The 11287-nt window shown below is 67.6% G+C and carries 12 protein-coding genes; 5 read left to right on the top strand and 7 right to left on the bottom strand.

All coding sequences use genetic code 11. From position 1 onward, the window contains the following. The first annotated feature begins 126 nt into the window (after positions 1–126). Entirely contained in the window at positions 127–363 is a 237-nt protein-coding gene (locus KVS69_RS15195) for a hypothetical protein (RefSeq protein WP_217538779.1), read from the top strand. 4 nt (positions 364–367) lie between these two features. On the opposite strand, the gene fabR is transcribed toward KVS69_RS15195, so the two are convergent. Beyond that, on the bottom strand, positions 368–1033 hold the full coding sequence (gene fabR / locus KVS69_RS15190; protein ID WP_068850302.1) for an HTH-type transcriptional repressor FabR: 666 nt from the start codon (positions 1031–1033) through the stop codon (positions 368–370). Positions 1034–1126: 93 nt separating this feature from the next. Between fabR and KVS69_RS15185 the strand changes: the two genes are divergently transcribed. Both KVS69_RS15185 and KVS69_RS15180 read left to right on the top strand, forming a co-directional pair. Beyond that, positions 1127–2200: a ferredoxin reductase gene (locus KVS69_RS15185; protein ID WP_217538778.1), complete on the top strand. Its 1074-nt coding sequence runs from the start codon at positions 1127–1129 to the stop codon at positions 2198–2200. A gap of 2 nt (positions 2201–2202) precedes the next feature. Further along, on the top strand, positions 2203–3324 hold the full coding sequence (locus KVS69_RS15180; protein ID WP_217538777.1) for an acyl-CoA desaturase: 1122 nt from the start codon (positions 2203–2205) through the stop codon (positions 3322–3324). A gap of 62 nt (positions 3325–3386) precedes the next feature. On the opposite strand, the gene KVS69_RS15175 is transcribed toward KVS69_RS15180, so the two are convergent. The 6 genes from KVS69_RS15175 to KVS69_RS15155 all read right to left on the bottom strand — a co-directional run bounded on the left by KVS69_RS15175 (position 3387) and on the right by KVS69_RS15155 (position 9190). Continuing rightward, the gene (locus KVS69_RS15175; RefSeq protein ID WP_217538776.1) at positions 3387–4514 is read right to left on the bottom strand and encodes a metallophosphoesterase; all 1128 of its coding nucleotides are present in this window, start codon (positions 4512–4514) and stop codon (positions 3387–3389) included. A 174-nt stretch (positions 4515–4688) separates the two neighbouring features. Continuing rightward, positions 4689–6230 (bottom strand): TonB-dependent receptor, encoded by a 1542-nt coding sequence (locus tag KVS69_RS21105; RefSeq protein WP_345776813.1) that lies wholly within the window; start codon positions 6228–6230, stop codon positions 4689–4691. Then, positions 6231–6926 carry a TonB-dependent receptor plug domain-containing protein gene (locus KVS69_RS21100; RefSeq protein ID WP_254622212.1) on the bottom strand — a complete coding sequence of 232 codons (696 nt, stop codon included), beginning with the start codon at positions 6924–6926 and terminating at the stop codon, positions 6231–6233. A 25-nt stretch (positions 6927–6951) separates the two neighbouring features. Continuing rightward, on the bottom strand, positions 6952–7269 hold the full coding sequence (locus KVS69_RS15165; RefSeq protein WP_217538774.1) for a DUF3325 domain-containing protein: 318 nt from the start codon (positions 7267–7269) through the stop codon (positions 6952–6954). Further along, the gene (locus tag KVS69_RS15160) at positions 7266–8843 is read right to left on the bottom strand and encodes a PepSY-associated TM helix domain-containing protein (RefSeq protein WP_217538772.1); all 1578 of its coding nucleotides are present in this window, start codon (positions 8841–8843) and stop codon (positions 7266–7268) included. The genes KVS69_RS15165 and KVS69_RS15160 overlap by 4 nt, the downstream gene beginning before the upstream one ends. After that, entirely contained in the window at positions 8840–9190 is a 351-nt protein-coding gene (locus KVS69_RS15155) for a hypothetical protein (protein WP_217538771.1), read from the bottom strand. Before KVS69_RS15155 ends, KVS69_RS15160 begins: the two co-directional genes overlap by 4 nt. A 221-nt stretch (positions 9191–9411) precedes the next feature. Here KVS69_RS15155 and KVS69_RS15150 point away from each other — a divergent pair, with 221 nt between their 5' ends. After that, positions 9412–10431: a cation diffusion facilitator family transporter gene (locus KVS69_RS15150; protein ID WP_217538770.1), complete on the top strand. Its 1020-nt coding sequence runs from the start codon at positions 9412–9414 to the stop codon at positions 10429–10431. 57 nt (positions 10432–10488) lie between these two features. Beyond that, positions 10489–11238, top strand: a complete 750-nt coding sequence (gene gpmA, locus KVS69_RS15145; RefSeq protein ID WP_093533129.1) for a 2,3-diphosphoglycerate-dependent phosphoglycerate mutase — start codon at positions 10489–10491, stop codon at positions 11236–11238. Positions 11239–11287: the final 49 nt, after the last annotated feature.

Raw genomic sequence — 11287 nt, 5'->3', positions numbered from 1 at the left:
TCGCCGTAGGCGCGACCGGCGATGACGCGCAGCCAGGCGCCATTGCGGCGCTGCTCGGGCAGGGTGGCGGCGGCGTGCCCCAACGACACGGTCAGGTCCGCCATCTGGCACCGCCCGCTTGCCGGGATGGAGGTCTGTTATTACGGGGCGCAGGGGCAGAGTCACAGCCTCGGCCACACCTGCATCCGCGTGCTCAAGGCCGGTGTGGGCGAAATCAGAATCGACAGCTTCGACACCGCGGTCACCGGACCTGACGGCGCGTACACCATCAAGGTGTACGGCGCCGCCATTGACGGAAGGGTGTCGAGCATGTGGGCGGAGGATATGACGCGGCGGCAGGTGCCGCACCCTGAGCAGCCGTGAAGGCTCAGCGAGTCGGCGGATATCCCGCGATCGTTCGCGCTCCGGTGATGATCATGCGCAGCATCTGCGCGGTCTGTTCGATCATTTCCGGGTCGCGCTCGGGCGGCTGGTCCAGCGCGGTGCCGCCCATGGCGAACACCAGTCGCGTGATCGCCTTGGCGACCAGGTGCGGCTCGTGCAGCAGCGCGCCGTTGTCAGCATGCGCCAGCCGGATCAGGTCCACGCAGAGCTCTTCTTCGAAGTAGTTCAGTTCGCGCTCGACGGCCTGCTTGAAGGCATCCGAACCGGCGCTGCCTTCGCGCAGCAATACGTGCAGCAGGCGGTCGTCGGCGCGCAGCTGTTCAAAAAACGTTTCCACCGACAGGCGAATGACACTGCGATCCGACGATGCCGCGCGCTGCCGCGACTCACCAATGATGGTGCGAAGCGAACGGCCGGCCAGGTCGATCAGGGCCACCGTCAGTTCATCCATGTCGCGGAACTGACGATAGAAGGAATTCGGGGCGATCCCGGCTTCGCGGGCAACCTCGCGCAGACTCAGGGTCGACACGCTGCGGTGCGGGCCGATCAGGGTCAGGGCGGCGGCCAGCAGATCCTCACGTGAAATCGAGGCTTTGCGGGCCGGCAGGGCGTCGTCGTGGACGGTCAGGTGCGAATCGGGCGGGGTCATCCAGAGGCCAGACGGTCAAGTCCCTGAATCATAGCCGGTCTGGGCAATATACAACTGTATACACAGCTGTATGCTCGCCCGTATAGTGGCGGCATGAGCGCACTTCCTCGTCCTGCCGCCCGCCGTTCCTCCCTCTCGCCCCGCCACTGGGTGTCCGAGGAGCTTTTCGACTTCTGGGCCGGCCGGGTGCATCCGCTATGGACCCTGCGCCGGGCGCGGGCACGGCTGGTGTCCCGCAATGCGGCCAGCGCCGACGCGGTCACTCTGGTCCTGCGCCCGAACCGGCATTTCCGCGGGGTGGCCCCGGGCCAGCACGTGAATCTGGGCGTGGAAGTGGACGGCCGCCGGCTGTCGCGCAGCTACAGCCCGACCCTGCTGGATGACGGCTGCCTGGCGATCACCGTGAAAATGGTCGCGGGCGGCAAGGTCAGCCAGCACCTGGCGCAGCACGCGCAGGTGGGCGAGGTGTTCGAGCTGGGCCAGGCCTTCGGTGAGATGACCCTGGCGGCGGCGCCTGCGGCGCGGGTGCTGCTGCTCGCTGCGGGCAGCGGCATCACCCCGATGCGCGCGCTGGTACGCCAGATGGAGACCGCCGGCATGCCGGTGCAGGTGGACCTGGTGTACTGGGCGCAGCAGCGCGAGGCGGTGTGCTTCGCCGACGAGCTGGCCGATATCGCCGCCCGCCACCCCGGTTTCCGCGTGCACCTTGCGCTGACCCGCGATCCGACCGCGCCGGCCGCGCGCGTGGGCGACTACGATTTCAGCGCGCTGGGCGATATTTCCAGCGCGCAGGTGATGGCCTGTGGACCGGGCGGTTTCGTCGAGGCCGCCAACACGCGGCTGCAGGGACGGGTGGCCACGCTTCAGTCCGAAGCCTTCACCCCGCCGGTGCTGCCTGATGCAGAAACCGGCACGGTGCGCGTGGAGCTGCGCCGCAGTGGCCGCAGCCTGGAACTGCCGCGCGGTACCTCGCTGCTGCAGGCGCTGGAAGCCGAAGGGCTGCGCCCGGCCAGCGGCTGCCGCATGGGCATCTGCAATACCTGTGTGTGCGGCAAAGCCAGTGGCGTGACCCGCCACACCCTGACCGGCGAGTACGCGGCCGAACCGGCCACGCAAGTGAAGCTGTGCGTGAACAGCGCCAGCACCGACCTGATCCTGGAGCTCTGAGCATGCCTGCCGTGCATAACCGCGTGTTGTCCGCCGCCGAACTCGACGCGTTCGGCAACGAACTGGACGCCCTGCGTGCCCGCCACCTGGCGACGCTGGGTGACGCCGATGCGCGCTACATCCGGCGCGTGGTCGCGGGCGTGCGCTGGACCGGCGTGGCCGGCCGCGCGCTGTTGTTCCTGGGCGCATTCGTGCACAGCGTGCTGATTCCGGCCTGGATTGCCGGCGTGGTGTTGCTGGCGCTGTCCAAGATCCTGGAAAACATGGAACTGGCCCACAACGTCATCCATGGCCAGTACGACTGGATGGGCGACCCGCAGCTGCAGGGCAGCACCTATGAGTGGGACATCGTCGGCACCGCCGATAACTGGCGCAAGACCCACAACTTCCGCCACCACACCTACACCAACGTACGCGGGCTGGACGATGACATCGGCTACGGCCTGCTGCGGATCTTCCCCGAACAGCGCTGGCGCCCGTTCTACCTGACCCAGCCGGTGGTGGCGGTGGTGTTTGCGCTGCTGTTCGAATGGGGCATCGCCATCCAGGACCTGCGCCTGGGCCGTTGGTTTGCCGGCAAGATCACCTTCCGCCAGCTGCTGGCACAGGCGCGTCCGGTGGGGCGCAAGATGGGCAGGCAGATGTTCAAGGACTACCTGCTGTTCCCGGCGCTGGCCGGCCCGTTCTTCCTGCCGGTGCTGCTCGGCAACGTGGTGGCCAATGTGATCCGCAATGTGTGGACCTATGTGGTGATCTTCTGCGGGCATTTTACCGCCGACGCGGAGACCTTCCCGAAGGAATGCGTGCGCGATGAAAGCCGTGGCCACTGGTACCTGCGCCAGCTGCGCGGTTCGTCGAACATTGCCGGCGGCAAGGCGATGAACGTAATGACCGGCAACCTGAGTCACCAGATCGAGCACCATTTCTTCCCCGATGTGCCGGCCAACCGTTACGCCGCCATCGCGGTGGAGGTGAAGGAGATCTGCGCGCGCTATGGCCAGCACTACAACACCGGTTCGCTGCCGAAGCAGTTCGGCCAGGTGATGTGGAGGATCGTGCGCCACGCCTTCCCCAGCCGCCCGGCGCGGGTGAAGCCGCTGGTTACCGCCGAACAGGGCGCATGACGGCAGACCTGCTGGAAGACGAAGTGTCGTGGCGGGTGGGCAAGTGCAGCAGTGAAGGCCGGTCAGTCTTCCAGGCCCATTTTTCCTTCGGCCAGCGGCACCCGTGAGCCATCGAGCAGGCCACGGCTGACCGCACCGTCTTCGATGAACAGCAGTTCGCCGTTCTCCCCGTTCTTGATGCTGCTGTCGATGGCAATGATGCGCCCGCCGTGGAAACTGCTCACGTGCGGCATCGAGGTATGCCCGACCACGATGCGCTTGAGCTCGAGGTCCTTGAGCAGGGTATCGACCTGGTCGGTATCCATCTGGCCGTCAAAGTAACCACGGAACCAGATCGGACTGGTCTTGCCGTCGAACAGGCGTGCCGTGTCCGGTGCGGCCTTGACCTGGTCTTTGGGCAGGCCGACCGAAGCCTGGTACAGGGTGTTGGTGGCGTCCAGCCCGCGTACCAGGTCCAGGTTCTGCGGCGCGATGCCGCCGTGCAGGAACAGCGTATCGCCGATCTGCAGCATTACCGGGCGGGTCCGCAGCCACTGGCCGATCACCGAGTCGGCGCCGTACAGCGCCGGGTAGCTGCGGCCCAGCAGCTGGGCGCTCTTGAGGTATTTGGGGTTCACGTAGCGCAGGTCGTCGTACAGCACCATGGTTTCATGGTTGCCCAGCACGAAGTGCACCGCGCCACCGGCCGCAGCGGCCTGCTGCTGCAGGCTGTACAGCAGCCAGAAGGCCTCGGTCACCTGCGGGCCACGATCAAATACATCGCCGGCCACCACCAGCGTTGCGCTGCCCAGCGACCAGTGGTCGTCGTCATCGATGACATGATGGGCGCGCAGCAGCTTCACCAGCAGGCCGTACTGACCGTGGATGTCCGACACCGCCACGATGCGCGGCGTGGCCGGGTACTGCGCGGTGCTGGCCCGCTGAGGCGCAGCCACCGTCAACGGATGCGGGTAGCCGCATTCGGGCAGCACCACGGTGCCGGCACCGCGCGCCGGCAGGTCACGCTCGACCACGTGGTCATTGCACACCCACTGCGCCTGGTGGCCCTTGCTGGTCATGAACACGTAGGGGCCGTCGGCATCCACATGTTCGGCCGGCGCGGGAACCTCGCGGGCGGCGGCAAGCAGGGGAACCAGGACAAGCCCGGCCAGGATCAGGCGGGCGGCGGCGGAACGGGCACGAAGCGGCATCGGAAACTTCCAGCGGAACGGGGCAGGCGGCGATACGCCGCCCACCCGATCCTAACCGGCGCCACACCCCTCAGCTATGCCCCATTGGTCAGCCCACCATGCGCAATGTGGCCGCGACGACCAACGGTCGTCGCCTACCGCGCCGCATGGAGCCATGCCCTGCGTGACTGCCCCTCAGAAACTGGCCCGCAGATTGAACAACACCCGGCGCGGCTCGCCCCAGTAGCCCGAATTGAAGAACCCGACATTCCGGTAATACACCTTGTCGAACAGGTTGGTCACGGTCACCCCCACGCTCACGTTGTCGGTGATCCGGTACCGCCCCATCAGGTCGAACAGCACATACCCGCCCTGGCGCATCTTGCCGGTGGCGGTGATCGGGGCCCCGGCCGCGGTGTAGCGCCCGGTCGGGATCGGCTGCATCTGGTAGATCTCGCTCTGCACTGTGAACCCACCGCCGACCATCCACCTGCCGTGGCGCCAGGTCGTGTTGAAGCGTGCCAGTTGCACGGGGCTGGTGCTGGCGAAGCGGCTGCCGTCCGGGTTGGTGCTGTAGGCGTAGGTGTAGCCGCCGGTCATGCTCCAGGTGTCGGTGATCGAACCGGACAGTTCGAATTCGGCGCCGTTGGTTTCGATACCCTTGCTGGCGATGTAGGGCACGCTGCCGTCGGGCAGCACGATGTCGGCGCCGGCCGGGTCGCGCGTGGCCACGTTGTCCTGCTTCATGTAGAAGCCGTTGAGCGAGCCGTACAGGCGGCCGCCGAAGAACTCGCCCTTGAGGCCATATTCGTAGTTGCTGCCGGTCACCGGATCCAGCAGCTGGTTGTTGATGTCGCGCAGCGCGGTGGCCTGGAACACATCGGAATAGCTGGCGAACGCGGAGATGTTCGCGCTGAGGTCGTAGATGGCACCCAGGTACGGGGTCGGCTCGTGCGCGGTGGTGCGCGCGCTGCGCCCGGTGAACACACCGTTGACGTCGAAATTGTCGGTGCTGCTCTTGTAGTCCGAATAGCGCACGCCGGCGATGACCTTGAGCGGGTCGATCGGGTTCAGGCGCACCGCGGCGTAGTAGCCGGTTTCAGTGGTGGTGGTGGTGTTGGAGGGAATGCCGTAGTTGAAGGTGGTCGGCTTGCCGATGTTGCCGTCCCAGCTGTAGATGCTGGGGAAGGCGGCCACGTTGTACGGGCGCGAGCTGATGCCGGCGCGGATCGTGTCCAGGTCGCGGTCGTAATGGTTCACGCCCACCACCAGTTCGTGCTGGCGCCCGAACAGCTGGAACGGGCCCGATGCATACAGGTCCAAGGCATCTTCGCGGGTTTCGGACACCGAATAGGTATCGGCGATGCGCAGGCCCAGGCCGGTGACCGGGTCGGCCCAGTTGCCGGTATTGGAGCCGGCCAGCAGCAGGCTGTCGGTGTCGGTGTTGCGGCGGTTGTAGGCCAGGCGACCGCTCCAGCCGGCCCCGAACTGCTGCTCCAGGGTGAGGGAATAGTTGGTGCTTTCGCGGTTCCATTCGTTCCAGCGTGCTGCGGCGCTGTAAGAGCGCGGCATCTTCGCGGTGCTGCCATCGCGGAAGAACAGCGGCGAGGCGCTCCAGGCGCCGCCGTCGGATTCGGTCTTGAGGTAATCGATGCCGGCGCGCAGGCGGGTGCTGTCGGTGAGGTCGGCTTCGATCACGCCGTACAGGCTGGGCGATTTGTCATGCTGGAAACGCACTCAGCTTTCCTTGTCGGTGTAGGCGCCGACGAAGCGGCCGCGCACACGGCCGTTGTCGGTGAGCGGGCCGGAGACATCCACTTCACCGCGCTGGTAGTCCCACGAGCCGGCGCTGAGGCTGGTACTGGCCTGGAAGGTGTCGGTCGGGCGCTTGCGCACCATGTTGACCGTGGCCGAGGGATTGCCCGAGCCGGTCACCAGGCCGCTGGCGCCGCGCACGATTTCAATGCGCTCGTAGATCGAGGTGTCGCTGAGGATCGAGTTGCCGCCGGCACCGGTGGTGTAGTTGGTCGGCACGCCATCGAACATGAAGTTGTTGATCGCGAAGCCACGCGCATTGAACAGGGTGCGGTTGCTGTCATACGACTGCACGGTCACGCCCGGGGTCTGCTGCAGTACTTCGGCGATGGTGATGAGGTTGAAATCCTCGATGCGCTGGCGGGTGAACACCGTGAGCGACTGCGGGGTTTCGCGCAGGGTCAACGGCAGCTTGGTGGCGGTGTTGGTTCCGTACACCTGGTAGCCCTCGGTGCGCTGGGTGACCATCACCTTGTCCAGCTCGGTGGTCTTCGGGGTGTCCCCGTCCGGCGTGGCGACGGATTGGGCCTGCGCCAGAGAGGGCGCCGTGGCGGCCAGCGCCAGGCACAGGGCAAGGGTGGTCCGGCGCGGGGCGCCAGCGGTGCGGAAGCGGGACATGGGAAAGCCTCGGTAGCAGCGAAGATCAGGAATCGGGCGCACGCGGTGCGGCGGAGCGTGGCGAGGGTCGCGCCGTGGGCGCGGTCCGGTAGCTGAGCCAGAGCAGGGGCAGGGCGGCACCGGCGGCGAGGATGCCGCAACCGGCGATGACGCCGTAGGCGAGGCCCCAGGCGCTGATGCTGCAGGCCACGGCGGCGCCCAGTGCGACCCAGCCGAGCAGCCGCAGCCGGCGGCGGCGCGCCGGCGCAGGGGCGGTACCGAAGACATCCCGGTGGTGGCGTTCCATCGCCAGCGACAGGCACGCAAAGCCGAACAGCGACAGCAGCAGGGCAAGCACGGTCATGCGCCGGGCCCGGTCGCGGTGGCCGCGCTGGCGCGTGGCGCACGCACACGACGCTGCGCCGGCACATGCCGGTTGACCTTGCGCGCAGCCCACAACAGGCCGACACCGATCAGCAGCAGGCCGACATCCATGCCGCCCTTGGCCAGGTCGCCTGCGGCAAAGGCCGTGAACATGCCGCCGTGCCAGGCCGCCACGTTGAACACCGGCAGCAGCACGGCGAGCACGCCTGCACAGGCGAGCTGTTCCACCCACGCGCGGCGCGGCAGGCGCAGCGTGGCATGCACCAGGCACACCGCCCACGCGGCGAAGAACACGCTGATTTCAGCCTTGGAGCGTTGCTCCAGTGCGGCCGGCAACAGCCGGTTGCCCCACAGGAACGCGAGCATCGCCACCGGCAGGCCGGCCACGAAGCCGATGTTCAGGCGTTCCACGATGCGGAAACCCAGGTGCGGGCGGGCGGGATCGGGCAGCTGTTCGCGCCGCTTCACCGTCCACAGCACCAGCCCGGTGGCCACCATCAGCGTGCCGGCCACGCCGGACAGGAAAAACAGCCAGCGCATCGCGGTGGGGGCGAAACGGCCGGCGTGCATGCCGATCATGCCGTCGCGGGTGTACACGGTGGCCGAGCGTCGCGGGGCCTCACCCAGCAGCGTGCCGCGGGCATCGAAGCGCAGTGGTTCGCCGCTGTCGGCAATGCGGTCGCCACTGTCGCGGCGCAGGGTGATGCGCATCGCCGCATCGCCGGGCTGGTCAACCACCACCGAGGCGGCATGGCCTTCGCCCCACTGCCGCGCGGCCACCGGTAAGAGGGCCGCCAGTGCCGGTGGCGTGGCGGCCTGGTCCAGCGGCTCGACCTTGGCCTCGCGCGGGAACAGCTCGGCGAAGAACGCATCGCGCCCGCCGAAGTTGGCATCCACCGCCCACGGCATGTACACGGTCATCAGCGTGATCAACCCGGTGTAGGTGATCATCAGGTGGAACGGCAGCGACAGCACCGCCAGTGCGTTGTGCCCGTCCAGCCAGCTGCGCTGGCCCTTGCCGCGGCGCAGGGTGAAGAAGTCGGCGAAGATCTTCTTGTGGGTGATCACGCCGCTGACGATGGCCACCAGCATGAACATGGTGCAGAAGCAGACGAACCAGCGTGCCCAGATCACCGGCACGTAGTGCAGGTCGAAGTGCAGGCGGTAGAAGAAATCGCCGCCGCGCGTTTCGCGCGCCTGCACCGGGGTGCCGTTTGCATCCAGCGTGGCCTGCCACGGGTTGGGCTGGCCGCGTTTGGGTTCCGGTGCATCCTTGGGCTGCCAGCGCACCGTGGTGGCGTTGCTGCGGCTGCCGGGCAGTTCGATGGACCAGCGCGTGGCATCCGGCGCGGTGCGCGCCAGGAAGGCCTGCGCCTGTTCCAGCGCGATCGCGGTAGTGGCCGGCAGGGTCAGTTCCGGCTGCATCCAGCGGGTCAGTTCCACCCGCCAGTAGCTGGCGGTGCCGGCGATGAAGATCAGGTACAGCACCCAGCCGACCACCAGGCCGGACCAGGTGTGCAGCACCGCCTGCGACTGGCGGAAGCCCTGGCTCATGCCGCGCTCCCGGCCAGCAGGGTGGACAGTGCCGCGCCGACGGCGGCTGCCAGTGCCAGCTCCACCGCCGCACGTGCGACGCTGCGCGCTGCATAGGCCCAGATCGCGGCGAGGGTGTAGATCACGAACGAGGCCATGGTCGCGGCCAGTGCGGCATCCGCCAGGCTGCCGGGCAGCAGGCGCGCCAGCGCGGCAGCCCAGGTGGCCGCAACCGCGTAGCCGCCGAGCAGGGCCAGCCCGCCGCGCGCCCAGAGCACGCCGTTTCCAGCCTTGCGCGGCGATGCGCGGCGCGGGGTGGCACCGGCCGGTACGGTCGGGGAGGGGGAGGGCGGTAGCGAACGGGACACGGCGGCGGGGGCTGCGAAGCAATTGAGAATCAATATTATTTGACGTCGGCGACCCTGTCGAATCCCTCGATCGAGGGATGCGCCGTGCCGAGCCTTGTGCTGCAGCGGTTTCCGGGCACGCCCCATGCCCAGACGGCGAGTCCTGCAATGTTATAAACACCGTAATAGTCTCCCCGGCGGCTGCCGCAGTAGGCTTTGCCCATTGCACAGGAGCTGTTGCCATGGGTCACGACCACGATCACCTGCCGAGCGAGATCCGCCACGAGAAGCCGTTGTGGTGGGCGCTGGGGCTGACCACCACCTTCCTCATCGTGGAGGTGGTGGGCGCTTTCTGGACCAACAGCCTAGCGCTGTTGTCCGATGCGGCGCACATGGCCACCGACACGCTGGCACTGATGATCGCGCTGGTGGCGGTGCGGCTGAGCCGGCGCCCACCGGATGCACGGCGCACCTACGGCTATGCGCGGCTGGAAGCGCTGGGCGCGATGATCAATGGCGGCATGCTGTTCGTGGTGGCCGGCTACATCCTGTGGGAGGCGGTGGCGCGGTTCCGCCAGCCGCAGGAAATCGCGTCGACCGGCATGTTGGTGATCGCGGCCTTCGGGCTGGTGATCAATCTGATTTCGATGCGTCTGCTGCGCGCGGGCAGCGGTGAGAGCCTCAACGTGAAGGGCGCCTACCTGGAAGTGTGGGCGGACATGCTGGGTTCGGTGGCGGTGATCATCGGCGCGCTGCTGATCCGCTGGACCGGGTGGAGGCCGATCGATCCTATCCTGGCGGTGCTGATCGGGCTGTGGGTGCTGCCGCGCACGTGGGTGCTGATGCGCGAGTCGATCAATGTGTTGTTGGAAGGCGTGCCCAAGGGCATCCAGGTGGAGGCGGTGCGCGCGCGGTTGTGCGCGCACGCGGGCGTGCAGGATGTGCACGATCTACATGTGTGGGCGCTGGCCTCGAGCACGCCGGCGCTGACCGCGCATGTGGTGGTCGCCGAAGGCGTGGATGCGGACGGGCTGCGCCGCCGGCTGGGCACGGCGCTCCACGAGGAGTTCGGCATCGATCATGTGACGCTGCAGATCGAGGCGGACCATTGCGGGGATGATTGCGGCGATGGCACGCCGGCGGTGAAGGCGGGGCACGGCGATCATGACCATGACCATGCCGGACACGCGCATGGGCGGACGCATGAGCCACGCCGCAGCAGCCCGGACGCGCAGGGCCATCACGGTCATCCACATCCCTGAACCGGCGGCTGCCGCTACAATGGGGGTCTGCCTCGCCATCCCCTCGGAGAAACCGCAGTGACCCGGAAACTCGTACTGTTGCGCCACGGCCAGAGCCAGTGGAACCTGGACAACCGCTTCACCGGTTGGGTGGACGTGGAACTGACCGAGCAGGGCCGCCGCGAGGCCGCCGCCGCCGGCCGCCTGATGCGCGAAGAGGGGCTGCAGTTCGATGTGGCGCACACGTCGGTGCTGAAGCGCGCGATCCACACGCTGCAGGGCGCACTGGCCGAGCTGGACCAGGACTGGCTGCCGGTGAGCAAGAGCTGGCGCCTCAACGAGCGTCACTACGGTGGGCTGCAGGGCCTGGACAAGGCCGAGACGGCGGCCAAGCACGGCGAGGACCAGGTCAAGATCTGGCGCCGTTCGTACGACATCCCGCCCCCGGCGATGGACCGCGAGGATCCGGGCCACCCGATCCACGACCGTCGCTACTCGACGCTGGACCGCAATGCGCTGCCGGGCACGGAGTCGCTGGCGACCACGCTGGACCGCGTGCTGCCGTACTGGTTCGACGCGATCGCGCCGCAGCTGAAGGACGGCAAGACGGTGCTGGTCACCGCGCACGGCAATTCGCTGCGCGCGCTGTACAAGTACCTCAACAACGTCTCGCAGGAAGCCATCCTGGAGCTCAACATCCCGACCGGCATCCCGCTGCTGTTCGAGCTCAACGAAGACCTGACCGTGCAGTCGTTCCGCTACCTGGGCGACCCGGAAGCAGCCCGCAAGGCCGCTGAGGCCGTGGCGAACCAGGGCAAAGCACGGTAAATAGCCACCGTTGGTGGATTTCCCTGCGCTCCGTGCGTGCGGACCAACG

The organism is Stenotrophomonas sp. GbtcB23 (assembly GCF_019091045.1).
Taxonomy (GTDB): Bacteria; Pseudomonadota; Gammaproteobacteria; order Xanthomonadales; family Xanthomonadaceae; genus Stenotrophomonas; species Stenotrophomonas rhizophila_A.
The sequence above is the reverse complement of the archived record's forward strand: the minus strand, read 5'-3'. Positions and strand labels throughout refer to the sequence as shown.